Annotated in this window: 21 protein-coding genes; 7 read left to right on the top strand and 14 right to left on the bottom strand. The window is 72.7% G+C overall.

Annotated elements, in window-relative coordinates; all coding sequences use genetic code 11:
* Positions 1–163: 163 nt before the first annotated feature.
* The 3 genes from TNCT6_RS07845 to TNCT6_RS07860 form a co-directional block, all read right to left on the bottom strand.
* On the bottom strand, positions 164–4021 hold the full coding sequence (locus TNCT6_RS07845; protein ID WP_141357962.1) for an AAA family ATPase: 3858 nt from the start codon (positions 4019–4021) through the stop codon (positions 164–166).
* 242 nt (positions 4022–4263) lie between these two features.
* Positions 4264–4467, bottom strand: a complete 204-nt coding sequence (locus TNCT6_RS07855; protein WP_009190853.1) for a hypothetical protein — start codon at positions 4465–4467, stop codon at positions 4264–4266.
* Between the two features lie 382 nt (positions 4468–4849).
* Positions 4850–5131: an acylphosphatase gene (locus tag TNCT6_RS07860; protein ID WP_141357964.1), complete on the bottom strand. Its 282-nt coding sequence runs from the start codon at positions 5129–5131 to the stop codon at positions 4850–4852.
* 169 nt (positions 5132–5300) lie between these two features.
* Here TNCT6_RS07860 and TNCT6_RS07865 point away from each other — a divergent pair, with 169 nt between their 5' ends.
* Together TNCT6_RS07865 and TNCT6_RS07870 are read left to right on the top strand one after the other, a co-directional pair.
* Positions 5301–6437 carry a CAP domain-containing protein gene (locus TNCT6_RS07865; protein WP_141357966.1) on the top strand — a complete coding sequence of 379 codons (1137 nt, stop codon included), beginning with the start codon at positions 5301–5303 and terminating at the stop codon, positions 6435–6437.
* 231 nt (positions 6438–6668) lie between these two features.
* Positions 6669–7061 (top strand): helix-turn-helix domain-containing protein, encoded by a 393-nt coding sequence (locus tag TNCT6_RS07870; protein WP_141357968.1) that lies wholly within the window; start codon positions 6669–6671, stop codon positions 7059–7061.
* Here the strand turns inward: TNCT6_RS07870 and mutM are convergent.
* The 8 genes from mutM to recG all read right to left on the bottom strand — a co-directional run bounded on the left by mutM (position 7034) and on the right by recG (position 14686).
* The gene (mutM, locus tag TNCT6_RS07875) at positions 7034–7894 is read right to left on the bottom strand and encodes a bifunctional DNA-formamidopyrimidine glycosylase/DNA-(apurinic or apyrimidinic site) lyase (RefSeq protein WP_141357970.1); all 861 of its coding nucleotides are present in this window, start codon (positions 7892–7894) and stop codon (positions 7034–7036) included. The genes TNCT6_RS07870 and mutM overlap by 28 nt on opposite strands.
* 145 nt (positions 7895–8039) lie before the next feature.
* Positions 8040–8873: a ribonuclease III gene (gene rnc, locus TNCT6_RS07880; protein ID WP_172632827.1), complete on the bottom strand. Its 834-nt coding sequence runs from the start codon at positions 8871–8873 to the stop codon at positions 8040–8042.
* Between the two features lie 7 nt (positions 8874–8880).
* Positions 8881–9054, bottom strand: coding sequence for a 50S ribosomal protein L32 (gene rpmF / locus TNCT6_RS07885; RefSeq protein ID WP_003951102.1), 174 nt, complete (start codon positions 9052–9054; stop codon positions 8881–8883).
* A 2-nt stretch (positions 9055–9056) separates the two neighbouring features.
* Entirely contained in the window at positions 9057–9719 is a 663-nt protein-coding gene (locus TNCT6_RS07890) for a DUF177 domain-containing protein (RefSeq protein WP_141357974.1), read from the bottom strand.
* A gap of 332 nt (positions 9720–10051) precedes the next feature.
* The gene (locus TNCT6_RS07895; RefSeq protein ID WP_141357976.1) at positions 10052–11188 is read right to left on the bottom strand and encodes a DivIVA domain-containing protein; all 1137 of its coding nucleotides are present in this window, start codon (positions 11186–11188) and stop codon (positions 10052–10054) included.
* 107 nt (positions 11189–11295) lie between these two features.
* Positions 11296–11784: a pantetheine-phosphate adenylyltransferase gene (coaD, locus tag TNCT6_RS07900; protein WP_216372847.1), complete on the bottom strand. Its 489-nt coding sequence runs from the start codon at positions 11782–11784 to the stop codon at positions 11296–11298.
* 26 nt (positions 11785–11810) lie between these two features.
* A complete protein-coding gene (gene rsmD / locus TNCT6_RS07905; protein WP_141357981.1) occupies positions 11811–12398 on the bottom strand; it encodes a 16S rRNA (guanine(966)-N(2))-methyltransferase RsmD in 588 nt (195 codons plus the stop codon).
* A 68-nt stretch (positions 12399–12466) separates the two neighbouring features.
* A complete protein-coding gene (gene recG / locus TNCT6_RS07910) occupies positions 12467–14686 on the bottom strand; it encodes an ATP-dependent DNA helicase RecG (protein ID WP_141357983.1) in 2220 nt (739 codons plus the stop codon).
* A 164-nt stretch (positions 14687–14850) separates the two neighbouring features.
* On the opposite strand from recG, the gene TNCT6_RS07915 reads away from it, so the two are divergent.
* Together TNCT6_RS07915 and TNCT6_RS07920 are read left to right on the top strand one after the other, a co-directional pair.
* Entirely contained in the window at positions 14851–16722 is a 1872-nt protein-coding gene (locus TNCT6_RS07915; RefSeq protein WP_141357985.1) for an HSP90 family protein, read from the top strand.
* The gene (locus TNCT6_RS07920) at positions 16719–19700 is read left to right on the top strand and encodes a tetratricopeptide repeat protein (RefSeq protein ID WP_141357987.1); all 2982 of its coding nucleotides are present in this window, start codon (positions 16719–16721) and stop codon (positions 19698–19700) included. The genes TNCT6_RS07915 and TNCT6_RS07920 overlap by 4 nt, the downstream gene beginning before the upstream one ends.
* 3 nt (positions 19701–19703) lie before the next feature.
* On the opposite strand, the gene TNCT6_RS07925 is transcribed toward TNCT6_RS07920, so the two are convergent.
* Positions 19704–21437 carry a DAK2 domain-containing protein gene (locus TNCT6_RS07925; protein ID WP_141357989.1) on the bottom strand — a complete coding sequence of 578 codons (1734 nt, stop codon included), beginning with the start codon at positions 21435–21437 and terminating at the stop codon, positions 19704–19706.
* A gap of 272 nt (positions 21438–21709) precedes the next feature.
* Here TNCT6_RS07925 and rpmB point away from each other — a divergent pair, with 272 nt between their 5' ends.
* Entirely contained in the window at positions 21710–21895 is a 186-nt protein-coding gene (gene rpmB / locus TNCT6_RS07930; RefSeq protein ID WP_003993230.1) for a 50S ribosomal protein L28, read from the top strand.
* A gap of 168 nt (positions 21896–22063) precedes the next feature.
* On the opposite strand, the gene thiD is transcribed toward rpmB, so the two are convergent.
* Both thiD and TNCT6_RS07940 read right to left on the bottom strand, forming a co-directional pair.
* On the bottom strand, positions 22064–22966 hold the full coding sequence (gene thiD / locus TNCT6_RS07935; RefSeq protein ID WP_141357991.1) for a bifunctional hydroxymethylpyrimidine kinase/phosphomethylpyrimidine kinase: 903 nt from the start codon (positions 22964–22966) through the stop codon (positions 22064–22066).
* Positions 22963–23928, bottom strand: a complete 966-nt coding sequence (locus TNCT6_RS07940) for a thiamine-phosphate kinase (RefSeq protein ID WP_141357993.1) — start codon at positions 23926–23928, stop codon at positions 22963–22965. Before TNCT6_RS07940 ends, thiD begins: the two co-directional genes overlap by 4 nt.
* 207 nt (positions 23929–24135) lie before the next feature.
* On the opposite strand from TNCT6_RS07940, the gene TNCT6_RS07945 reads away from it, so the two are divergent.
* Both TNCT6_RS07945 and TNCT6_RS07950 read left to right on the top strand, forming a co-directional pair.
* On the top strand, positions 24136–24369 hold the full coding sequence (locus TNCT6_RS07945) for an Lrp/AsnC family transcriptional regulator (protein ID WP_003997603.1): 234 nt from the start codon (positions 24136–24138) through the stop codon (positions 24367–24369).
* Between the two features lie 20 nt (positions 24370–24389).
* Positions 24390–24872, top strand: a complete 483-nt coding sequence (locus tag TNCT6_RS07950; protein ID WP_141357995.1) for a DUF3515 domain-containing protein — start codon at positions 24390–24392, stop codon at positions 24870–24872.
* Positions 24873–24888 lie beyond the last annotated feature (16 nt).

Below are 24888 nucleotides of genomic sequence, written 5' to 3' on the forward strand. Positions count from 1 at the left end.
TCAATTTCCCTGCCTTGTAGGGATCAATGGGCCACTACGCCACGCGATCCCTGGACTCCGATTCAAGTGTTGTAGTCAAGCTGTGGACATGGTCCGTCTACCCCGAAGTGACGGAGACACGCAGGATCCCCGGCACCACACGTGCCGGGGCGCTGACGCAGTGCTAACGCAGGCGCTGGCTGATGACCTTCGACACACCGTCGCCCTGCATGGAGACGCCGTAGAGCGCGTCGGCGACCTCCATCGTGCGCTTCTGGTGCGTGATCACGATCAGCTGCGAGGCCTCCTGAAGCTCCTGCATGATCCGGATCAGCCTTTGGAGGTTGGTGTCGTCGAGGGCCGCCTCGACCTCGTCCATGACGTAGAAGGGGCTCGGACGGGCCTTGAAGATCGACACGAGCAGGGCGACGGCGGTCAGCGACCGCTCGCCACCGGAGAGCAGGGACAGCCGCTTGACCTTCTTGCCCGGCGGGCGCGCCTCGACGTCCACGCCCGTCGTGAGCATGTTGTCCGGGTCGGTCAGTACGAGCCGGCCCTCACCGCCCGGGAAGAGCCGGCCGAAGACGCCCTCGAACTCGCGGGCGGTGTCCCGGTAGGCCTCGGTGAAGACCTGCTCGACACGCTCGTCGACCTCCTTGACGACCTGGAGCAGGTCGGCGCGGGTCTTCTTGAGGTCCTCGAGCTGCTCGCTGAGGAACTTGTGGCGTTCCTCCAGGGCCGCGAACTCCTCCAGGGCCAGCGGGTTGACCTTGCCGAGCTGCTGGTAGGCGCGCTCGGCGGCCTTCAGCCGCTTCTCCTGCTCGGCCCGCGCGTAGGGCCGGGGCCGGTTGCGGGGGTGCTGCGGGTCCTCCGGCAGCTGCTCCCCCTCGGCGGGCGGCGAGGGCGGGACGAGCTGGTGCGGCCCGTACTCCGCCATCAGGCCCGCCGGTTCGACCCCGAGTTCCTCCAGTGCCCTGGTCTCCAGCTGCTCGATGCGCAGCCGCTTCTCGGCGCCGAGCACCTCGCCCCGGTGGACCGAGTCGGTCAGCTTGTCGAGTTCGGCCTTGAGCTCCCGGCCCTCGGTGCGGGCGGCGGTCAGCTCCTGCTCGCGCCGGGCCTTGGCGGCCTCGGCGGCGGCCCGCTCCTCCTCGGCGCGGGCCACGGAGACCTCGACGTGCGCGAGCAGCTGCCGGGCGCCGGAGGCGACCGCCGAGGCGACCTCCGCCTCGTGGCGGAGCCGGGCGCGCCGCTGCTCGGCACGCGCGCGTGCCTCACGTTCGGCACGGGCGGCCCGGTCCAGCGCGTCGGCCCTGCCGGCCAGCCCCCTGACCCGTTCCTCATGCGTACGGACCTGGAGGCGGGCCTCCATCTCGGTCTGGCGGGCGTTGGCCCCGTCGGCCGCGAGCCGGTCGCGCGCTGAGGTGTCGGGCTCCTCCTCGATCGGCATCTCCTCGGCCACGGCGAGCCGCTCGGCGAGTTCCCCCACCTCCTGGAGGGCGTTGTCGAGGGCCTCCTGGGCGCGGGCGGCGGCGGCCGAGGACCGCTCGGCCTCCCCGGCGGCGCCGCGCGCCTGCCCGGCGAGCCGGCCCAGTTGCTGCGCCACGGCCGACTTCTCCCGGTCTGCGGTCCGCCGCCGCTCCCCCAGCTCCTCGACCAGCGCCGCGCACCGGCCGCGCCGCTCGGCGGCCCGCTGCTGGTCCTCGGTCAGCGCCTCGCACCGCACGGCGAGCTGTTCCAGCTCGGCGGCGGCCTCGTCCACGGAGGCCTGCACCTCCAGCAGACTGGGCGCCCCGGCGGAGCCGCCCTGCGCGAAGTACGCCCCGAGCAGATCCCCTTCGGCGGTCACAGCGGTCAGCTCGGGTCGGGCGAGGGCCAGATCCTCCGCGTCCTCCAGCGTCCCCACCACGACGATTCCCCGCAGCAGCCACCGCACGGCGGGCATCAGCTCGGCGGGACCCCGCACGAACTCCGCGGCGAAGGGGTGCCCGGGCACGGGGGTGCCGGTGGTGGCGGGCGCGCCCGCCGCACCCCCCGTACGGTCCTCGGACCCACCCCACCCGGCAGCGGCGCCATCCGGCACACCGGCCGCGGAGAGCCCGGCTCCCGCCGCATCGCTCCCCTCCGCGCCGGCGGCTGCCACGCCCCCGGCCGCGGGCCGATCGGCGCAGACCGCCAAGCTCGTGACCTCGTCCGGCTGGGTGGCGTCCGGGGCGCCCGACGAGGTGGCGGGCGTCGCCGGGGCCGCCGTCGGCCCGGGCTGCGGCTCGCTCGGGAGGGCTTCGCCCGGCGGCGTGGGCGCTTGGATCGTGGGGGTTTCGGGTGAGGGGCCCGCGAGGAGCAGTGCGGCTCGGCCCGCGTCCTGTTTGCGCAGCAGGCGGAGGGCGTCGGCCGCCGCGGAGGGGGTGGTCACGGCCAGGGCGTCGGCGGCGGTGCCGAAGGCGGTGGCCAGAGGGGTTTCGTAGCCGGGGGTGACCGTCAGGAGTTCGGCGGCGGGGCCCAGCAGGCCGGTGAGGCGGTCCTTGGCGTCGAGCAGGGCGCCCGTGCCGTCCTTGCGGCGCAGGCCCAGGGCGAGCGCGTCGTGCCGGGCCTGGGTCGCGGCCCGCTTGCGTTCCGCCGCGGTGACCGCCTCCCGCGCGGCGGCGAGGGCGGCCTCCGCCTCGGCCAGTGCCGTTCTCGCCGTCTCGTGCCGTCCGGCCAGCTCCTCGTCGCCGGCGTCGAGGCCGTCGACCTCGGCCTTGAGCGCCTCGTACTCCTCCTGGGCGTGGACGGCCCGTTCCTGGGCCTCGTCCCTGGCGGCGGCCAGCCGCTCGATCTCGGCCTGGGCGGAGGCGGCTCGGGAACGTGCCGCGTTCACCTGTCCGCCCAGCCGGGCCAGGCCCTCACGGCGGTCGGCGATGGCGCGGGCCGCGTCCTTCAGGCGCCGCTCCTCGACAGCAAGTTCCCGCTCCAGCTCGGCGCGGTGGGCGACGGTGTCGTCCAGGGCGCGCTGGGCCGCCTCCAGGGCCGCCTCCAGCCCGGCCTCCTGCTCGCGGACGCGGTCGGCCTCGCGCTCCAGTTCCTCGGGGTCGCGGCCGCGCCGCTCCTCGGGCGGCGCGGAGGTGGCGCTGTGCACGCGCGCGTCGGCGAGCGAGATGGTGCCGCGCACGCGTTCGGCGAGCTGGGACAGTTCGTACCAGGTCTGCTGGGCACGCTGGAGGCGCGGGACGAGCCGGCGCACCTCGTCCTCCAGCAGGGCCTCGCACTGGAGGGCCTTCTTCAGCTCCTGCTCGGCGGTTTCCTTGCGTTCTTTCAGGGCCGCTTCGTCAGCCACCTCGGCCTTCAGTGCTTCGCGCAGGCCGACGAGGTCGTCGGCCAGCAGCCGCAGGCGCGCGTCCCTCAGGTCCGCCTGGATGACCGCGGCTCTGCGCGCGACCGCCGCCTGCCGTCCCAACGGCTTGAGCTGGCGGCGCAGTTCGTCGGTGAGGTCCTGCACGCGCGCGAGGTTGGCCTGCATCGCGTCCAGTTTCCTGAGCGCCTTCTCCTTGCGCTTGCGGTGTTTGAGGACGCCCGCGGCCTCCTCGATGAAGGCGCGGCGGCCCATGGGGTCGGCGTGCAGGACGGAGTCGAGCTGGCCCTGGCCGACGATGACGTGCATCTCGCGGCCGATGCCGGAGTCGGAGAGCAGTTCCTGGATGTCCAGCAGCCGGCAGGTGTCGCCGTTGATCTGGTACTCGCTGCCGCCGTTGCGGAACATGATCCGCGTGATGGTGACCTCGGCGTACTCGATGGGCAGGGCCCCGTCGGAGTTGTCGATGGTCAGGGACACCTCGGCGCGGCCGAGCGGCGGACGGCCGGTGGTGCCGGCGAAGATGACGTCCTCCATCTTGCCGCCGCGCAGCGATTTGGCGCCCTGCTCGCCCATGACCCAGCTGAGCGCGTCCACGACATTGGACTTGCCCGAGCCGTTCGGTCCGACGACGCACGTGATCCCCGGCTCGAACCGGAGCGTGGTCGCCGAGGCGAACGACTTGAACCCACGGAGGGTCAGGGCCTTGAGGTGCACGCCGCCGGACTTTACCGGCCGTCGGTACCCCACTCCACGAACCCCCGCAACCGCGCGGTTTCACCTTTGAATATGCAGGGCACACCAAAAGTTAAAGACCGTGAAAGGATGCGCGGGGGCGACAAAGGCGGGGCAAGAAGGGCGGGGGAAAGAAGGAAGGGACGCCGAAGCGTCCCTTGCAACTCTGACAACTGAGCGGTTGACGGGCAGCCCAACCACTGTGTCGTTGTGCGATGCAGTGATCAGGTGAGCGCAGGCTCCGCCTGGTGTGCGTCGACGCGCTCCATGATCCTGTCGTGAGAAGCGGCAGCCGTCAGGGCGTCGTTCTCCGCCTGGATCCGCACAAGCTCGGATTCCAGGTCCTGGACGCGCTGCTGGAGCCGTCGCATCTCGGCGAGGAGTCGAGGGTCGGAGCCGCCGACGTAACCGAGAAGCGCCTTTGCCATGATGGATGGTCCTCCACACTGAGTGACCGACCGAAGCGGTGTGGGTCGTGAGGGATTCGCACCCGTGGTGCTTGGCACTGCCTGATTTGTGGTGCCGTTCATCCATGCCAAACAGCTAAGGTGCGCGGGCTTTCAGCGTCTCACCAAAAAGTTTGACGGTCAACACGATCACGCCCCGTATCCATGGGCGTCCCGGGGGCGCGCGACCGTAAACCAGGTGGCGCTGCGACTCCTGCGGGCCCCTCGGGGCGTGCGGATCATTCCGCTGTGCGGAGCCTGCCACGCCACGCGTTTCTTGGCAACCACCTGCCTCTTTTCCCATTGGGCAGATGCCGGTGGCAGTTCCCGCCGCGGCCGGCGGGACCCGCACCGCGCCACACGATCAGCGGATCGCGAAGTCCTCGTACCCGCCGCGCGGTGTGTCCCAGATCTCGGTGACACCGTCCACACGTCCGGGCGTGTCGCCGCCCTGCAGCCAGTCCAGGAGTTTCTGGCACCCCTCGCGGGCCCCCTCGGCGACCACTTGCACGCGCCCGTCCCCGAGATTGAGGGCGAAACCGCTCAGGCCCCCGATCTCCAGCGCGGTGGCCCTGGTGAACCAGCGGAAACCCACTCCCTGGACTCGTCCGCGGACCCAGGCGACCAGTCGAACATCCTCGCTCATGGGTGCAACCTAACCGGCCAATGTCTCTCTGGGCACCTCCGCCTCTCGCGCCATGCGGTACCGTCCCGGTCCAATGAATCTCATCTGAAACTCACTCGATCGAGTGAGTTGGGTTGACCGCGTCGGCTCAGGGCGCGCGTCGACAGAGAGAGACGAGGAAGGCCAGCACATGGGACGCCACCGACGCTCGGACGCCGGCCGCGCCGCCACGGGCCGCGCCACGGGGGACAGTCGGACGCACGGCTCGTACGAGCGGGACCGCGATCCGTGGGACAGCCACCCACAGGACGACGACGGCCGCCTGGGCATCGCGCCCTATCTGAACCCGGATCTGTACGGCGACCCGTACACCAGACCCCAGGAGCACCTCTTCGACACGGACGACGGCGCCGCCCACGCCAGGACCACCGTGGTCTTCCCGGCCGAGGGCTTCAGCCCGGCGGACGGACCGCGGGAGCGGGGGCACCGCCGGAAGAAGAAGGCCGCGACGCCGGTCCGCACGGGGCTCCTCGGGGTCTCCGCCGCGGTCGCCCTCGGCACCGTCGCGGTCGCCACCGGCGCGGTGCCCGGGCTCGAGAACTACAAGCTGGGCGGCCCGAACGGCGGCGGCGCCGACAAGGTGCAGGCCGCGGGCTCGCCGACGAACAGCGAGAGCCCGCAGGGCGGCACCTCCGGCAGCGCCGGCGTCGACCCGGGCGGCCCCTCCCGGGGCTCCACGACGAGCCGCGACGTGGACCGGTCCACGTCACCTGAGCGGTCCGCCTCCGAGTCGGCCCAGGCCACCGCGCCGGACGCCGACCCGGCGTCGGCCACGCCCACGAAGGCGCCGGAGGCGAAGCCGACCACGGCGCCGGAGAAGCCGGAGACCGCGCCGGCCGAGACCGCCACCAAGGCGCCGAAGACCCAGGCCCCGGCCGCCGTCTCCACGCAGACCGCCGTCGAGGCCGAGGTGCTCAGGCTCGTCAACGAGGAGCGGGCGAAGGTGGGGTGCAGCGCGCTGACGGCGAGCAGCGCGCTCGCCGGCCTCGCCCAGGACTTCAGCGAGGCCATGGCCGACGAGAACTTCTTCGACCACACCGATCCCAGCGGCGCCTCGCCGTGGGACCGGGCGGCGAAGCTCGGCATCACCAGCCTCGGCGGCGAGAACATAGCCCGCGGGCAGGCCGACGCGGAGGCGGTGATGGACGCCTGGATGAACAGCCCCGGCCACCGCGCCAACATACTGAACTGCGACTTCAAGACCCTGGGCGTCGGCGTGCACTTCGGCTCCGGCGGTCCGTGGTGGACACAGGACTTCGGGTACTGAGACAACCGCAGGCCGGACGGCACAGGAATCGCTTGGTGGTGCCTCGGCCTGTCTCGTCGTGGGGGGAGCGGTGGCGCGGGGATCCGCCTCGCCGAGTTGATCACGGAGGGGGACCGCCACGTCGCCATGATCGAGTGGCACCGGCGGGGCCTGCCCGGCGGATCGTCGGGGGCACTGACTCCTGGTTAGCGCCCTCTGATGGTGAGCGATGTGCGCGAGTACGCTTGGGTCATGAGCACCCCGCAGACCCAGGACGACCTCCCTTACAGCGTGTTCGCCAGGGCCTGCCCTTCGCGCGGGACGCTGGAGCACGTCACGGGGCGCTGGGGCGGGCTCGCGCTGGGCGCCCTGTACGAGGGCTCGCTCCGCTTCAACGAGCTGCGCCGCCGTGTCGACGGCGTGAGCGAGAAGATGCTGTCCCAGACCCTCCAGGCGCTGGAGCGGGACGGCCTGGTGCATCGCGAGGCCCAGCCGACCAATCCGCCCCGGGTGGACTACGAGCTCACGGCGCTGGGCCGCGAGGTCGCCGAGCGACTGCTGTCCCTCATCCACTGCGTGGAGGGGCGCATGGGTGACGTGCTGGCGGCACGCGAGCGTTACGACGCCACGCGCGGCGCCCGCTGACACTTCGGGCAGTAGTAGCTGGAGCGGTTCATCCACGGGCGGCGACGCAGCGGGGTGGCGCAGCGGCGGCAGGGCAGGCCCTCGCGGCCGTAGGCGTCCAGGGAGCGGTCGAAGTAGCCGGACTCCCCGTTGACGTTGACGTAGAGGCTGTCGAAGCTGGTGCCGCCGACGGCGAGGGCCTCGTTCATCACCTCCCGGACGTGGGTGAGGAGTTCGGCCGTGCGGGGTCGGGTGAAGGTCGCGGTGGGGCGTTCGTAGTGGACGCGGGTGCGCCACAGGGCCTCGTCCGCGTAGATGTTGCCGACGCCGCTGATCAGGGACTGGTCGAGCAGGGCCCGTTTGATGGTGGTCCGCTTGCGGCGCAGGGCCTGGTGGAAGGCCTCGTCGTCGAACAGCGGGTCGAGGGGGTCGCGAGCGATGTGCGCGATGACGTCGGGCAGCCCGTCGGGGGTGGTGTCGTGCAGCGACAGGCCACCGAAGGTGCGCTGGTCGACGAAGCGGAGTTCGGTGTCCAGCTCGTCGGCGAAGCGGACGCGGATGCGCAGGTGCTTCTCGACGGGAGCGCTCAGCGGCTGGACCAGCAGCTGGCCGCTCATGCCGAGGTGCGCCAGGATCGCCTGCCCGCTGTCCTGGAGGGGCAGCCACAGGTACTTGCCGCGGCGGCTGGGCAGGCCGAGCCGGTGGCCCTGGACGCGGTGCGCGAAGTCCTCCGCGCCGGCCGGGTGGCGGCGTACGGCACGCGGGTGCAGGACCTCGACGCCGGCGACGCTCCGCTGCGCGACCCACCGTTCCAGTCCGCGCCGTACGACCTCGACCTCGGGCAGCTCGGGCATGACTCCCCCGTTCACACATCGCGGCCGCTGCGGCCGTCCACGGGCCGAGCGCCCGCCCCGGGGCGGGGACGGGCGCTCGGTCGCGTTCTGCTGGGCGCGGCCCGCGGGCGGAGGTCCGCCGCGTGACCGCTCGGTTTCCCGGTTCTCAGGCGGAGGCCGGCGCCTCGTCGGCGCCGTCGGCGGACCCCACCGCCTTGGCGCGCTCGTCCGCCGCGGCCCGGATGGCCCGCCACGCGGACTCCGCGGCCTGCTGCTCCGCCTCCTTCTTGCTGCGGCCGGTGCCGGTGCCGTACGAGACGCCTCCGACGCGGGCGGCAGCAGTGAAGGTCTTCTCATGATCGGGGCCGGTCTCCGTGACCAGGTACTCGGGCACGCCGAGCCCCTCGGTCGCGGTGAGCTCCTGGAGGCTGGTCTTCCAGTCCAGGCCGGCTCCGAGGTTGGAGGACTTCTCGATCAACGGGTCGAACAGGCGGTGCACCAGTTCGGAGGCCGCGTCGAGGCCCTGGTCGAGGTAGACCGCGCCGATCACCGCTTCCAGGGTGTCGGCGAGGATGGACGCCTTGTCCCGGCCGCCCGTGCCCTCTTCACCACGGCCGAGCCGGATGAAGGCGCCCAGGTCGAGACCGCGCCCGACCTCCGCCAGCGCACGCGAGTTGACCACCGCGGCCCGCAGTTTGGCCAGCTGGCCTTCGGGCAGGTCGGGGTGGGTGCGGTACAGCGTGTCCGTGACGACCAGACCGAGGACGGAGTCACCGAGGAACTCCAGCCGCTCGTTCGTCGGCAGACCGCCGTTCTCGTACGCGTAGGAACGGTGGGTCAGCGCGCGCACCAGAAGGGCGGACTCGAGCTTGTAGCCGAGCCGCCCTTCCAGAAGCGTGTGGGACGAGGCCGTGTTGTCCGACGGAGCACCTCCGCGTCGGCGGTGATTGCCCGCTTCGGCGCCTTCCGCCTTCTTGGCAGTGGACACAGTGCCTCTCACCAGCCGCTCAGACCTCGAGGACCTGGCGCTTGTTGTAGGTGCCGCACGACGGGCACGCGATGTGCTGCTGCTTGGGCTCGTGGCAGCGCTCGCACGCAACCAGGGTGGGGACCGCAGCCTTCCACTGCGACCGGCGGTGGCGCGTGTTGCTGCGCGACATCTTCCGCTTCGGAACAGCCACGGCTACTTCTCCTGCTTCTCGTCGGCGCGTGCTGATCGAGGCGCGCCGCCGCTCATCTCGTCCTTCTCGCCGTCCTTCATGGTGCCGGCGAGTCCCTGCAAAGCCGCCCAACGGATGTCGACGGCGTCATGGTGGTGGTCCGGGTCGTCCGTGAGCCGCGCTCCGCACTCGGAGCACAGACCCGCGCAGTCTTCCTGGCACACCGGCTGCATCGGCAGTGCGAGCACCACCGCATCCCGCAGCAGAGGTTCGAGGTCGAAGAGTCCGTCCTCGAGGAAGAGCCTGTCCTCGTCGTCCTCGTCGTCGGCGGCGTCTTCGTCGGACCGTGCGATCGCACGGCCCCGCTCGTCGGCGTCGGGGTACGAGAACAGCTCCTGGAAGTCCGCGTCGAGCTCCAGCTCGAGCGGCTCCAGACACCTTACGCACTCCCCCTCGGCCTGTGCACGGGCGGTGCCTGTGACGAGCACCCCTTCCATGACCGACTCGAGCCGGAGTTCGAGCTCCACCGGGGCGCCTTCCGGCACTCCGACGACGCCCTGGAGACCGAGGTCTTTGGGGGCGGGGACCGTACGGGTCTGGCGCTGCAGCGCGCCGGGCCGCCGCCCCAGCTCGTGCGTGTCGAACACGAGAGGGTTGCGGTGGTCGAGGCGGGCGTTCTGAGCCATTCCTGCTTTCGGTTTCCGAACTCGGGGGGGACGCTCTCCCGGTGATGTTCCGGGCAGCGCGGATCGCGGACGTATGCACGACCGAAGAGCCAGGATACTTGACCTTTCGCTCTCGGCCCAATCGGGTGGCCGAGCTAGTGCTGTGGCCGGACAGGTTTGCCGGGAAGCTCGCGGCGTCCGGTGCTGGGGGCACCTCCCACGCCCTTCAGGCAGTGGGGGAGCATCGCAAGGCGGAGCATTGCCCGCGTACTGGATGTACTCGGGTGATGCGACAACGCGGCGAGGTCGCCGTGCCGGGCGTCGCGAGCCGGTGAACCTTTCCGGTCACAGCACTAGAGACCGCGGCCCTGTTCGTAGGCGCGCAGCTGCTCGGCGCTGATCATGCTGGTGTCGAAGAGGCTGGTCTCGTCGAGGGCGTGGGCCTGCGGCTGCGGGTAGCCGTGGTGGTCCTGGGGGTCCTGCTGTCCCTGCTGGGCCTGGTTCGGGTCGTAGCCGGCCGGCTGCTGGGCGTCGTAGGCCTGGAAGGGCGCGCCGCCCGCCTGGGCGTAGCCGGAGGTGCCGGCGGTGGGGGCATACGGGTCGGGCTGCTGGTAGCCGTACTGGTCCTGCTGGCCGTAGCCCTGCTGGTAGCCGCCGTACGGATCGCTCTGCCCGGGCTGCTGGTAGCCGTAGGCCGGCTGCGGCTCGTACTGCGGCGGGGCGGGCCGCTCGGCGGGCGGGGCCGCCGGGGAGCGCGGGGCCGCCGGGGCGTCGGCCAGGGCCGCGAGGTCGGCGAGGTAGTCGGCGTCGCTGGAGTGCTGGACGGTGGTGGTGTCGTCGGCGAGGGCGCCGAGGTCGTCGGTGGCGATGCGGCCGTGCAGCTTCTGGCGGCCTCGGCCGACGGCGTCCAGGGTCTTGGCGAGGACCGCCTCGAAGGCGCCGAGCTTGGCGTCGACGTACGCGTCGGCGTTGCGGCGCAGGGTCTCGGGGTCGTGGCTGCGCTCGGGGGCGTCCTCGTCCTCGTAGCCGTCCTCGTCGAGGCCGGGGCCGGTGCCGAGCAGCTTCTCGCGGCCGCGGCCGACCGAGCCGAGGGTCTTGGTGAGGACGACCTCGAAGTTGGCGAGCTTGGAGTCGACGTAGTCGTCGGCCTCGGCGCGGACCTCCTCGGCCTCCTGCCGGGCCTCGCCGAGGATCCGGTCGGCCTCGGCCTGGGAACGGCGGGCGACCTCGGTGCCGGAGACCATCGAGCCGCGCTCGGCGTGCGCGCCCTCGATGATCCGCTCGGCCTCGCGCCGGGCCTCCTGCACCATCTGGTCGCGGTCCCCGATCAGCTCCTGGGCCTGGGCGAGGGAACCGGGCAGGGCCTGGCGCACCTCGTCGAGCAGGGCGAGCAGTTCGGCGCGGTTGACCACGCACGACGCCGACATGGGCATGGACCGGGCGCTGGAGACCGTGGCCACGATCTCGTCGAGCTTGTTCTGCACGTCCACCGTGTGCTCGCCACTCTCTACAGGTGTGTTGGACTACCGATGTGTCGGAGACGGACGGGACGACTGTACGTCCATGAGGTGATTGCCGGACACCGGGTGACGGGCCGTCAGCCGTCTCGGTCCTTCTTCAGCCGCTGGGTGAGGGCCTCGAGGACCAGCGGCGGCACCAGGTGGGAGACGTCTCCACCCCAGGCCGCGACCTCCTTGACCAGAGAGGACGACAGGAAGCTGTAGGTGGGGTTGGTGGGCACGAACAGCGTCTCGACGCCGGAGAGGCCGTTGTTCATCTGGGCCATCTGCAGCTCGTAGTCGAAGTCGCTGACGGCGCGCAGGCCCTTGACGATGGCCGGGATGTCGCGCTGCTTGCAGAAGTCGACGAGGAGGCCGTGGAAGGCCTCGACCCGGACGTTTCCGTACTCGGCGGTGACCTGCTGGATGAGGTCGATCCGCTCGTCGATCTCGAACAGGCCCTTCTTCGACTGGTTGATCATCACCGCGACGTAGACCTCGTCGTAGAGACGGGAGGCGCGGGCGATGATGTCCAGGTGTCCGTTGGTGATGGGGTCGAACGACCCGGGGCAGACGGCGCGGCGCACTTGAGATCCCTCGCTCTCCGGTCCGGTCATCGTGCGTCTTCGCACGTAGAGGCGGCGCGACCGTACCAAAACGTGCCTTCGCCGTAGCGACGGGCCCGGATCGCGTCGAATCCTCGCGGCCACGTGAACTCCCCGCCCCTGGTGCTGCGCTCCACGGTGACGAGGGCGCCCTCCGCGAGCCACCCCTCGGTGCGGAGTGTGAGCAGAATCTCGCGAAGATCGTCGTCGGAGACCGCGTACGGCGGGTCGAGGAAGACGATGTCGTACGGCTCCGCCGGGGCCGGCGTCCGGACGATCTGTTCCGCTTTGCCCGCCTGTACGTCGGCGCCTGGGAGGCCGAGCGCCTTCACGTTCTCCCGGACGGTGCGGACCGCTCGCGCGTCGGCCTCCACGAGCAGGGTGTGCCCGGCGCCCCGGGACAGCGCCTCCAGGCCGACGGCGCCCGAGCCGGCGTACAGGTCCAGGACGCGTTCGCCGTCCAGCGGGCCGCCCAGGAGGGACTGCCAGGTGGAGAACAGGCCTTCGCGCGCCCGGTCCGAGGTGGGGCGGGTTCCGCTGCCCGGCGGTACGGCGAGACGGCGTCCGCCGGCCCGGCCGGCGATCACGCGGGTCATGTCTGGGTCCTTGCTTGTCGGTGGCGGCCTTGTCGGTGGCGGCTCGGGTGCGGGCCGGTCCCAGTCTGTCAGCCCTTCTCCAGGTATTGCTCCCGCTCCTCGTCCAGCAGCGCGTCCAGCGCCGTGCGCAGTCCGGGCAGGTGTTCCAGGTCCGGGTCGGCGGCCACCAGCGCGGCGGCCTCCTCACGGGCCTCGGCGATGATCTCCTCGTCGTCGATGACGGCGAGCACCCGCAGGCTGGAGCGGGCGCCGGACTGGGCCTGGCCGAGGACGTCGCCCTCGCGGCGCTGTTCGAGGTCGATGCGGGAGAGCTCGAAGCCGTCGAGGGTGGAGGCCACCGCGTTCAGCCGCTGCCGGGCGGCGCTCGCCTCCGGCATCTCGCTGACCAGCAGGCACAGTCCGGGCGCCGCGCCGCGGCCGACGCGGCCGCGCAGCTGGTGCAGCTGGGAGACGCCGAAGCGGTCGGCGTCCATGATCACCATCACCGTGGCGTTCGGCACGTTCACGCCGACCTCGATGACCGTGGTGGCGACCAGGACGTCGGTCTCGCCGACGGCGAAGCGGCGCATGACCGCGTCCTTGTCGTCGGGCTGCATACGCCCGTGCAGCACCTCGACCTTCAGGCCGTGCAGGGGACCCTTGCCCAGCCGGTCCGCGACGTCCAGCACGGCGAGCGGCGGGCGCTTCTCCGCCTCGTCCTCGGCGGACTTCTTCGCGGCGGCCCTCTTCGGGTCGTCCTCCTCGTCCCCGATGCGCGGGCAGACCACGTACGCCTGGTGGCCCTTCGCCACCTCCTCGCGCACCCGCTCCCAGGCCCGGGCGAGGAAGTGCGGTTTGTCGGCGGCCGGGACGACATGGCTGGCGATGGGCGAGCGGCCCGCCGGGAGCTGGTCGAGGACGGAGGTCTCCAGGTCGCCGAAGACGGTCATCGCGACCGTGCGCGGAATGGGCGTGGCGGTCATGACCAGCAGGTGCGGGGGTTGCCTGCCCTTGCCTCGCAGGGCGTCGCGCTGCTCGACGCCGAACCGGTGCTGCTCGTCCACCACGACCAGTCCCAGGTCGTGGAACTGGACCTTGTCCTCGATCAGCGCGTGTGTGCCGATGACGACGCCCGCCTCGCCGGTGGCCAGGTCGAGCAGGGCCTTCCGGCGGGCCGCGGCGCCCATGGACCCGGTGAGCAGCACCACCTTGGTGCCGTGCTCGGCGCCGCCCAGCATGCCTCCCTCGGCGAGCTCCCCCATCATCTCGGTGACCGACCTGTGGTGCTGCTGGGCCAGCACCTCGGTGGGCGCGAGCATCGCGGCCTGCCCGCCCGCGTCGACGACGGCGAGCATGGCGCGCAGGGCGACGAGCGTCTTGCCGCTGCCGACCTCGCCCTGGAGCAGGCGGTGCATCGGGTGCTCGGTGGCCAGGTCGGCAAAGATCTCGCGGGAGACTTTCCGCTGCCCCTCCGTGAGCGTGAAGGGGAGGCGGTCGTCGAAGGCCGCCAGGAGGCCGTCCGGGACGGGTACGCGGGCGACGGCGGGAAGTTGGGTGTCCGCGTGGCGGCGGCGGGCGAGCGCGACCTGGAGGACGAAGGCCTCGTCCCACTTCAGGCGGGCGTGGGCGTCGGCGATGTCCGCCTTGCTGTGCGGACGGTGGATCTTGAGCAGGGCCTCGGGGAGGGCGACCAGCCCGCGGCCCGCGCGCAGCGACTCGGGCAGCGGGTCGAGCGCCTCCTGGGCACTGGGCAGGACGGTCTGGACCGCCTTGCCGATCTTCCAGGACTCCAGCTTGGCGGTGGCCGGGTACATCGGGATGAGGGCGCCGGCCCAGCTCTCGACCGCTTCTCCGTCCTCCCCCTTCAGCAACTCGTACGCCGGGTGCGCCAGTTGCAGCCTCCTGTTGAAGACCGAGACCTTGCCCGCGAACATCGCGCGTGTGCCCGGCAGGAGTTCCTTGTGGGGTTTGTGCACGCCGTGGCCGAAGAAGACCAGTTGGAGCCGGCCGCTGCCGTCGGTGATCGTTACCTCCAGGCGCTGGCCCTTGCCGCGGGGCGCGCGGGCGGAGGCGAACGTGTGCAGGCGGGCGTCGGCGACCTGGGCGACCACCGTGACGTGCTCGTCCATGGGCAGGTCGGCGAGGTGGGTGAGCTGGCCGCGCTCCTCGTACCGCCGCGGGTAGTGGTGCAGGAGGTCGCCGACGGTGTGCAGGCCGAGGTGCTCGGCCATCACCTTCGCGGTGGCGGGGCCGAGCACTGACTTCAGTGGCTGTTTCAGTGGTTCTTGCAGTGCGGGCACGAGATCCATTGCACACCACAGCACCGACAATGCCGTAAACCTCCCGGGAAACCCCTGGTCAGCCGGTCCGTCCGGGCCTAGGATGACGCGCTCCGGCCATGCCCGCGGCAGCCTCCTCACAGGTGCCGCCCTACCCCGCGCCGACGCGAAGTCCCCCCACCGGCGCTGCGACGATGGACTTCCAGACCTCACAGTCAGCACAGGCATCCCACTCACCACAGTCGTCCCGCCAGCCCGGCTCGGCCCATATGTTCCAGGTCGATCTGCGGGGTCTGGTGGATCTGCTCTCGCACCACCTGTACTCCAGTCCCAAGGTCTACCTGCGCGAACTGCTCCAGAACGCCGTGGACGCCATCACCGCCCGGCGCGCGGAGGAGCCCGGCGCCCCCGCGCGCGTACGGCTGTTCGCGGACGGCGACTCCCTGCGGGTCGAGGACACCGGCGTCGGTCTCACCGAGTCCGACGTGCACGAACTGCTGGCCACCATCGGCCGCAGCTCCAAGCGGGCCGACGGCCTGCGGGAGGCGCGCTCGGACTTCCTCGGCCAGTTCGGCATCGGCCTGCTGGCCTGCTTCGTGGTGGCCGAGCGGATCCGGGTGGTCAGCCGCAGCGCCCGTACGCCCGACGCCCCGCCCGTGGAGTGGACGGCGCGCGACGACGGCTCGTACACCGTGCGGGCCCTGCCGGACTCCGCCCGCCCGGAACCCGGCACCACCGTGCACCTCCAGGCCCGGGCCGGGGCGGGCGAGTGGCTCACCGAGCAGCGTGTGCTCGCGCTGGCACGGGACTTCGGGTCGCTGCTGCCGTACGACGTCCGGGTGGGCGAGGAGCCGGTCACCCACCTGCCGGCGCCCTGGGACCGGGCGTACCCCTCCCCCGCGGCCCGCCGGGTCGCCCTGGCCCGGTACTGCCACGAGGCGTTCGGGTTCACCCCGCTGGACACCATCGGCCTGGACGTGCCGCTGGCCGGGATCCGCGGGGTGGCGTACGTGCTGCCGTCGGCGGTCAGCCCGGCGCAGCGGGCGGGTCACCGCGTGCACCTGAAGGGCATGCTGCTGACCGAACGGGCCGAACAGCTGCTGCCCGACTGGGCGTTCTTCGTGCGCTGCGTGCTCGACACCGACAGCCTGCGGCCCACGGCCTCGCGGGAGGCGCTGTACGAGGACGAGACGCTGGCCGCCGTGCGCGAGGCGCTCGGGGAGCGGATCCGGACCTGGCTGACCTCTCTCGCGGCCGGCGATCCGGAGCGGCTGGCGGCGTTCCTCTCGGTGCACTTCCTGGGCGTGAAGTCCCTGGCCCGGCACGACACGGAGATGCTGCGCACGATGCTGCCGTGGCTGCCCTTCGAGACGACCGACGGGCGGCTCTCCCTGGAGGAGTTCGCGCAGCGCCACCCCGTCGTGCACTTCACCCGCACGGTTGAGGAGTACCGGCAGGTCGCGCCGATCGCCTCCGCGCAGGGCATCGGCGTCGTCAACGGCGGCTACACCTACGACAGCGAGCTGGTCGAGGCGCTGCCGTCGGTGCGCCCGGGAACGGCGGTCGCCGAGCTGGACGCGGACATCGTGACCGCGCACCTGGACTCCGTCGACCCGGCCGAGGAGCTGGCCCTGTCGGGCTTCCTGGCCGCCGCGCGGGACCGGCTGGACCCACTGGGCTGCGACGTCGTGCTGCGCGCCTTCCACCCGCTGTCCGTGCCGGCGTTGCACCTGGACGACCGGGCGGCCCGGCACGAGCAGGCCCGCGCCGAGGCCGAGGCGCAGGCCGACGACCTGTGGGCGGGCATCCTCGGCTCGCTGCGGAGCAGTACCCCGCGCGCGCGTCTGGTGCTCAACCACCTCAACCCGCTGATCCGCCGGATCGGTTCGCTGGGCGACCCGGAGCTGATCGGCACGGCGACCGAGTCGCTGTACGGGCAGGCGCTGCTGATGGCGCAGCGCCCCCTGCGGCCGGCGGACTCGGCACTGCTGAACCGGGCGTTCATCGGCCTGCTGGAGTGGGCCACGCACAGCGGCACCGACACGACGGGGGACGGCCGGCGATGAGTGAGATCACCGACTTCGACTCGCTGCGCCGGGAGATCGCCGCCAACGGCGAGCGGCCGGAGGGCCCGGCCCGCAACGCGCGCGCGGAGCTGCTGCTCGCCGAGGCCGAGAGGCTGAACATCCCGCTCGCCGTGATCGAGGCGCTCGGACACCAGCTGAAGGTCTACAACTACAGCTCCGAGAAGGACAAGATGTTCGTCCCGTTCGCGCGGCTGCTGCGCATGTGGGACGAACGCCCGGAGGACTTCGACGAGTACGAGACCCACTCGCTGCACTGGGTCTTCAAGTGGATGTCGGCGGGCATGCTGGGCCGGCCGCACATCCCGCTGGCCGCCGTGGAGAAGTGGCTCGGCGAGATGGAGCACCGCTACCGGCTCGCCGGTCACTCCGAACGCGCCGTGCGCAGCGCCGAGTTCAGCATCGCCCGGCACATCGGTGACCTCGCGCGGGCAGAGCGGGCGTACGCGGCGTGGCTGGCCGCCGACCGGGACGGCATGGCGGACTGCCACGCCTGCGAACTGCACGACCAGGGCGGGTGGCAGGCCGAGTGCGGCCGCGACGCGGAGGCGGTCGAGCTGTGGCGGTCGGTGCTGGACGGCGAGTTCTCCTGCGCCCACGAGCCGCACGGCGTCCTCGCCTCGTCGCTGATGCCGCTGCTGCGGCTGGGCCGTCTCGACGAGGCCCGCGCCCACCATCTGCGGGGCCTGCGGCTCGTGCGGCCGATGGAGAGCATGCGCGGCGCCTACGCCGACCACGTGGAGTTCTGCGCGCTGACCGGCAACGAGGCACGGGCCCTGGAACTGCTGGCCGAGCGGCCGGCGTACTTCACGGACGACGGGAACCCGCTCGGCAGGCTGGACTTCCTGGCGGTGACGGCCCTCCTCATGGACCGGCTGGTCGAGCTGGGGTGGGACGGGCAGACGGTGCCCGGTCCGGCGGGGCGCGCCTGGACGGCCGGTGAACTCGCCGTGCACGCGCGCGCGGAGGCATCGGCCCTGGCGGCCCGCTTCGACGAGCGCAACGGCACGTCCCGGGTCGGCGAGCGGGCACGCGCGCGCATGGCGCGGCGCCCGCTGGTGGACCGGCTGCCGCTGGGCGTGCGCACGGCACGGCCCGCCGGCATCGCTCCGGCTCCCGCCGTGCGGGCCCCCGTCGAGGCGGCGGGCGAAGCGGCGGCGCCCGATGAAGCCGGCCTGCCCGCGCTGATCGCCGAGGCACGGCGGCTGTCGGACACCCTGCGGCCGCACGCCATGGAGGCGTGGGCGGCGGTCGCGCGGGCCGCGCAGGGCGTCGAGCTGGAGGCCCGGGACCGGGCCGAGATCGCCGACCACGAGGCGATGGACCGGGGCCCCGAGGGCGCCGCGCTGTTCGAGCGGGCCGCCGAGTGGTACGCGCGGGCGGGCGATCCGGGCGAGGCGCTGGCGGCACGCTCACGCGCGGCGTACGTGAGGGCGCTGACCGGCGACGTGGACGGGGCGCTCACCGCGGTCGCCGAACCCTACGAGCGGGTCCTCGCGCTGTACGCCGAGGAGGGCACCGGCCTGCGGCAGGCCGCGTCCGTGGTGATGGGACGCGCGCGGATCCTGATGCGGCCGGTGTACGAGGCCGAAGGGCCCGTGGACCCGGGGACGCTGTCCGCCGCCGAGGAGGCCGCGCGGGAGGTCCTGGCCCTCGTGGAGGGGCACGCCGGGGACGATGCGCGGATCGCGTCCCGGGCGGCCGAGGCGCGGGCGATGCTCGCCGAGACCGCCGCGCGCACCGGGGACCTCCGGGGGGCCGCGGAGCTGTTCGGGCGGGCGACGGACGAGTACGTCGGGGCGGGGCTGCCGTGGTTCGCGGTGGAGTACGAGGCCCGGCTGGCGGCCCTCGCGCACCACCTGGGCGATCCGGAGGGCGCCGAGCGGGCCCTGCGGGCGGCCCTGGAGCACGGCGGGGCGCATCTGAAGGCCGCGGGCCGGGCACAGCTGCACCTTCAGCTCGCCGAGGTGCTCGGCGGCCTGGACCGGACCGGGGAGGCGGCGGAACACGCCCTGGAGGCGGCGCACTGGGCCGACGAGGCGGACGAGGGACCGGCGCTCGGGGCCTGGGCCCGGCAGCAGCTCGGCGGCTTGCTGCTGCGGCTGGGGCGGTGGGCGGAGGCAGCCGAGGTGCTGGAGTCCGCGCTGAGCGACCTGTCCGCCGAGACGCACGGCGACGGGGCCGTCGTACAGACGCGGTGGTGGCTGGGCGACTGTCTGAGCGAGCTCGGGGAGCACCGTGCGGCAGCCGAACGCAGGCTTCAGGCCGCCGAGACCGCCCGGCACTGGCCCGAGCAGCAGGACCACGCGACCCTCGCCCATCTGGCCGCCGAGTCGCTGAGCCGGGCCGGGCTGCACGACGAGGCGGACCGTGCCTACACGCGCGCGGCCGACCTGTGGCGCTCCCTGGGCGACGTGCACGGCCTGGTCCCCGCCCTGCGCGCACGCGCGTGGCTCGCGCTGGGCACCGAGGCCGGCCTGGACGCGGCACGGGAGCTGATGGAGGCCGCCGTCACCGAGTGCGAGGTGGCGCTGGACACGGTGGACGACACGGCGGCGCGGCAGCGGCTCGTCGCCGAACTCGGGCACACCCACCGGCAGTTCGGTGATCTGCTCGCGGACAACGTGAACAACACAAACAACACAAACAACTCGGACAACGCAAACAACTCGGAGGACGAGGGGGACGGGGCCGCGTCCGAGGAGGCCCTGTCCAGGCTGGAGCAGGCGATCGCCGCCTTCGCCCTGCTGGGTCCGGCCGCCGTGCACGACCGGACCGGAGCGGAACTCGCCGCGGGATGGCGGGCGGCCGGCCTGGGCCGCCCCGCCGAGGCCACGGCACGCGCGCGTGCCGTGCTGGCGGCCTACGAGCACGCGGACGACGAGGACGGCCGGCCGCCCACCCGCCGTACGGAGGCCGAAAGACTCCTGCGAGCCCTCGAGGAGGGATCCGCGGACTGAGGCTCACTCCACCCCGATGAGCAGCAGCGCCCCCTGCCGGCCGCCCTGGTAGACCACCGTGTCGACGGCGAGGTAGGACTCACGGACGCGGGTCTGGAGGCGGTCGGCGATCGCGTCGGGGGCCTCGTCGCCGAGGACGAGGGTGACCAGTTCGCCGCCCGCCGAGAGCATGCGGTCCAGGACGGTCTCGGCGGTGGCCGCGACGTCCGAGCCGATCACGGCCACGTCGCCGTCGATGAGGCCGAGGACGTCACCGGCCTGGCAGATGCCGGCCGTGGTCCAGAACTGGCGTTCCACGACGGTGACCTCGGCGTGGCGGGTGGCGCCGGCCGCCGAGGTCATGGCGACGACGTCCTCGTCGAAACGGCGCCCCGGCTCGTGCACGGCGAGGGCGGCGATGCCCTGCACGGCCGAGCGGGTAGGGATCAGGGCGACGCGGACGCCCTCCCCGCGGGCCTGCTCGGCCGCGGCGGACGCGGTGTGGCGCAACTCGGGGTCGTTGGGCAACAGGACCACCTCGCGCGCGTGTGCCCGCCGTACGGCCTCGACGAGTTCCCCACTCGCGAGCTGCTCCCCGGGCCGGGCGAGCACCGCGGTCGCCCCGGCCTCGGTGTAGAGCCCGGCCAGCCCCTCACCGGGCACGACGGCCACCACGGCGCGCTGGGCCCGCTCCCGGTGCGGCCGTCCGGTCCCGCCGGTGTGCGCGTCACCGGCGCCGAAGTGCGTGATCCGGATCCGGTGCGGCCGCCCGGCCTCCACGCCCGCCTCCACGGCGGCGCCGGCGTCGTCGACGTGCACGTGCACGTTCCACAGGCCGTCGCCGCCGACGACGACGAGGGAGTCCCCGAGCCCGTCGAGCCGCTCGCGCAGCCGGGCGACGGCCGTGTCCTCGGCGTCGAGCAGGTAGATCACCTCGAAGGCGGGACCGCTCGCGGGCGGCACGCAGGCACCGGGCCCGTCGTCCTCGGCGGGGCACACGCGCGCGTGAGGCACGAGCGGCCGGCCGTCAGCCGCAACCGCGGCTGACGAGGAGGACGCGCCCCGCTCCGGCGTCCGTCCCGTGAACGTCTCCACCAGGGCCGCGAGGACCGCCACCAGCCCCCGCCCGCCCGCGTCGACCACCCCGGCGCGCTCCAGGACCGCCAGCTGTCCGGGGGTCGCGGCGAGGGCCGCGCACGCTCCCTCGTAGGCGGCCAGCGCGACCGTCCCGCAGTCTTCCTCCGCCCCGGTGGCCGCGTCCGCGGCGGCCGAGGCCACCGACAGGACCGTGCCCTCCATCGGGTGCGCCACGGCCTGCCGGGCGGAGTCGGCCGCGCGCCGCAGGGCCAGGCACAGGCCGCGCCCGTCGGTGTGCGCGCGGTCACCGTCGGCGGCGAACACCTGGGCCATGCCGCGCAGCAGCTGGGCGAGGATCGTCCCGGAGTTGCCTCGGGCCCCGATCAGCGCGCCGTGCGCCATCGCCCGCGCGGCGTCGGCCAGGGAGGGGCCGGAGGAAGTCCCCTCGGTCCCGCCGGTCCTGCCGGCACCGCCGCCGACCTCGTGCGCGGCGAACACGGCCTCCACCGCCGCGGCGGCGGACTCCACGGTCAGATACAGGTTGGTGCCGGTGTCCCCGTCGGCCACGGGGTAGACGTTGATCGCGTCGATCTCCTCGCGCGCGCGTCCCAGCGCCCGCAGCGCCAGTCCGCACCAGGTGCGCACCGCCGGCGCGTCGAACGTCTGCGGCACCTGCGCCACCTGCGCCTCCCTGAGCTGCTGGACTGGACGCAGCGTAGACCCCGGGGCGGTGCCCGACGGAAGAGGGCCCGCGCGGGCCCCGGAGCCACCGTGGTAGTTTCGCCCTACGGACGCAGCCGTTGTATGCTGCTCCGGTTGCCCGATCCTGATCGGGCTCTCCCCTGGCAACGCCACTCGGATTTCAAGTTTCAAGAGCAGTCTCTGAGCCTGAGATCTTGATCCCGGCATGCCGGGATCAACCGTAAGTGCATCTGAAGTCTTTGGAGTGACCCGTGGCTGCCAACTGCGACGTCTGCGGCAAGGGGCCGGGCTTCGGCAACAACATCTCGCACTCGCACCGCCGTACGTCCCGTCGCTGGAACCCGAACATCCAGCGTGTGCGTACCGTGGTCGGCGGGACGCCGAAGCGCGTGAACGCCTGCACCTCGTGCATCAAGGCCGGCAAGGTCTCGCGCTGACGCACAGCAACAGCTAAGCGCGCGGCCACTGCTGGTTCGCTGCACTGAGCCGGTCCACCTCGGTGGACCGGCTTTTTGCCGTACCCGCGCACGCCATGCCCGTACCAGCCGTAGCCCGTACAAGCCGTACCCCGCGCACCGGGACCGGCCGGTGCGCGGGCCGCGCGACTACCCCGACCGAGACCCGCGCAGGGCCCACCCGTGGTCCACGGGCCCGATCCCCCCGCCGAGCGCGAAGCCGGCGGCGATCGCCCCGGTGACGTACTCCTTGGCCGCCGCCACGGCCTCCGGCACGGAGTCGCCCTTCGCCAGGTGCGAGGCGATCGCGGAGGCGAGGGTGCAGCCGGTGCCGTGCGTGTGCCGGTTGTCGTACCGGGGGGCGCGCAGCCAGTGCTCCTCGGCGCCGTCGGTGAGCAGGTCCACGGCCTGGTCCTCGCCCTCCCCCACAGCCTGGTTCCCGCCCTCCCACGCCGTCTGGTTCCCGCCCTCCCACACAGCCCGGTTCCCGCCCTCCCACCCGGCGTCCCCGGCGAGGTGGCCGCCCTTGATCAGCACCCACTTCGGCCCGAACGCCAGCACCGCCTCCGCGGCCTCCCGCATCTGCTCCTCCGTCCGGACCCGGACGCCGGTCAGCTGGGCCACCTCGTCGAGGTTCGGCGTGGCGACGGTCGCCACCGGCAGCAGCCTGGTCCGTACGGTCCGAAGCGCGGACGCGGCCAGGAGCGGGTCGCCGTGCTTGGAGACGCCGACCGGGTCGACGACCGCGGGCGCGTCGGTCCCGGCGATCAATTCGGCGACGGCCCCGGCCAGTTCCGCCGAGGCCAGCATCCCGGTCTTGACCGCCTGGACGCCGATGTCGTCCACGACGCTGCGGTACTGGGCCCGGACCGCCTCCACGGGCAGTTCCCACGCGCCCTGCACGCCGAGGGAGTTCTGCGCGGTGACCGCGGTGATCACGCTCATGCCGTGCACGCCCAGGGCGAGCATCGTCTTCAGGTCGGCCTGGATGCCGGCGCCGCCGCCGGAGTCGGAGCCCGCGACGGTCAGCACACGGGGAGGGGCGGCGGTCATGACTCGATGTCCCCGAAGTGATCCCAGCCGCCCTTGCTGGTCCACGGCGCGCCGTCGACCGTGACCTGAGGTGTGGCCGAGGGGCTGAGCACTTCGCCGATCACCTTCCAGCGGGCCGGCAGCTTCACGTCCGGGGGGAAGGCCGCCACGATCGCGTGGTCCTCTCCCCCGGTCAGCACCCACTGCAACGGGTCGACGCCGACGGCCTGCCCGATGTCGTTCATCTGCGAGGGGATGTCTATGGCCCCGGAACGGATGTCGATGTGGACCTTGCTGGCCTCCGCGATGTGCCCGAGGTCGGCGATCAGTCCGTCGCTGACGTCGCACATCGCGGTGGCGCCGAGCCCGGCGGCCGCGGGACCCGCGTGGTACGGCGGCTCCGGGCGGCGATGGGCCTCGACGAAGGCACGGGGCGAGCGGAAGCCCCGGGAGAGCACCGCGTATCCGGCCGCGGACCAGCCCAGCCAGCCGGTCACCGCGATCAGGTCGCCGGGTTGTGCGCCGGCGCGGGTGACGGGCTCGTGGTTGCGCAGATCGCCGAGCGCGGTGATCGACACCATGATCGTGTCGCCGCGCACCACGTCGCCGCCGACGACGGCGGCCCCGGCGACCTGGCACTCGTCGCGCAGGCCGTCCATCAGCTCGGTGGGCCAGGTGACCGGAAGCTCGGTGGGGACGACCAGGCCGAGCAGCAGTGCGGTCGGCACGGCGCCCATGGCGGCGATGTCCGCGAGGTTCTGGGCGGCCGCCTTGCGGCCCACGTCGTAGGCCGTGGACCAGTCCCGGCGGAAGTGCCGCCCCTCCAGGAGTATGTCTGTGCTCGCCACGACCCTGCGGTCGGGGGCGGCGACCACCGCGGCGTCGTCGCCGGGGCCGACCCGGACCGCCGGGGTGGTGGTGAGACGGGAGGTGAGCTCCCTGATGAGCCCGAACTCCCCGAGCTCACCAACAGTGCCCTTCATCGACCTTTCGCCCCTTCTGTCCCTGTACGTTCCCGGTCGCGCTTCCACGCGGTCCTCGCTACGGTCGAGATGACCGTCAACTTCTGTCCTACCTGCACCCCGGCGCGTGCGTCACGGTCTTCCCGGGTCTCCCCACAGCGTGTGACGACGCGATACCGTGGCGTTCCTTTTCCCCCACATGATCCTCGTGGCCGCCCTGGAGGTTCCGTGGTACAGGCGTACATCCTGATCCAGACGGAGGTCGGCAAGGCGTCGACCGTCGCCGAGACGATCAGCAAGATCCCTGGGGTGATCCAGGCCGAGGACGTGACGGGACCGTACGACGTCATCGTGCGCGCCCAGGCCGACACGGTGGACGACCTGGGACGCATGGTGGTCGCGAAGGTCCAGCAAGTGGACGGCATCACGCGCACCCTGACCTGCCCGGTCGTGCATCTGTAGCCCCCGTCTACCCTTGGCCGGTGAGCTTCTTCCGTCACCGGCTTCTCGGCCTGCCCGTTCTCGCCGCGCTGATCACCGTCGCGGGCTGTTCCCCAGGCGACGACAGCGCCACCGTGGCGGTTCCCGGCCCACGGCCGTCGGTTGCCGGACTGTGCCGGGATCTGGACAGGGAACTGCCTGGGAAAGTGGACGGACTGAGCCGCGAGGACCCCCGGCCCGCCTCCGCGCTGACCGCGGGCTGGGGAAGCCCGGCGATCATACTGCGCTGCGGTGTCCCGCGGCCCGCCGCGATGGACGATCCGGAGGCCGACGGGGCCGAGGTGAACGACGTGGGCTGGCTGCTGCAGAAGCAGGGGGACGGGTCGTTCCGCTTCACCACCACGCTGCGCCTGGCCTATGTGGAGGTGACGATCCCCGCGGGGCGGACGGACCACGGGGTGGCGCCGCTGGTCGATCTGGCCCCGGCCGTGAAGAAGGCGATCCCCAAGGGGATCGCCGACTGAGCGCACCGCACGCGCC

This window comes from Streptomyces sp. 6-11-2 (genome assembly GCF_006540305.1).
GTDB lineage: Bacteria > Actinomycetota > Actinomycetes > Streptomycetales > Streptomycetaceae > Streptomyces.

Excerpts from the sequence above, each read along its gene's own strand:
- TNCT6_RS07855 (WP_009190853.1), bottom strand. The coding sequence starts at position 4,467 with ATGGCAAAGGCGCTTCTCGGTTACGTCGGCGGCTCCGACCCTCGACTC.
- TNCT6_RS07860 (WP_141357964.1), bottom strand. The coding sequence starts at position 5,131 with ATGAGCGAGGATGTTCGACTGGTCGCCTGGGTCCGCGGACGAGTCCAG.
- TNCT6_RS07865 (WP_141357966.1), top strand. The coding sequence starts at position 5,301 with ATGGGACGCCACCGACGCTCGGACGCCGGCCGCGCCGCCACGGGCCGC.
- TNCT6_RS07870 (WP_141357968.1), top strand. The coding sequence starts at position 6,669 with ATGAGCACCCCGCAGACCCAGGACGACCTCCCTTACAGCGTGTTCGCC.
- mutM (WP_141357970.1), bottom strand. The coding sequence starts at position 7,894 with ATGCCCGAGCTGCCCGAGGTCGAGGTCGTACGGCGCGGACTGGAACGG.
- TNCT6_RS07890 (WP_141357974.1), bottom strand. The coding sequence starts at position 9,719 with ATGGCTCAGAACGCCCGCCTCGACCACCGCAACCCTCTCGTGTTCGAC.
- rsmD (WP_141357981.1), bottom strand. The coding sequence starts at position 12,398 with ATGACCCGCGTGATCGCCGGCCGGGCCGGCGGACGCCGTCTCGCCGTA.
- recG (WP_141357983.1), bottom strand. The coding sequence starts at position 14,686 with ATGGATCTCGTGCCCGCACTGCAAGAACCACTGAAACAGCCACTGAAG.
- TNCT6_RS07915 (WP_141357985.1), top strand. The coding sequence starts at position 14,851 with ATGGACTTCCAGACCTCACAGTCAGCACAGGCATCCCACTCACCACAG.
- TNCT6_RS07920 (WP_141357987.1), top strand. The coding sequence starts at position 16,719 with ATGAGTGAGATCACCGACTTCGACTCGCTGCGCCGGGAGATCGCCGCC.
- thiD (WP_141357991.1), bottom strand. The coding sequence starts at position 22,966 with ATGACCGCCGCCCCTCCCCGTGTGCTGACCGTCGCGGGCTCCGACTCC.
- TNCT6_RS07940 (WP_141357993.1), bottom strand. The coding sequence starts at position 23,928 with ATGAAGGGCACTGTTGGTGAGCTCGGGGAGTTCGGGCTCATCAGGGAG.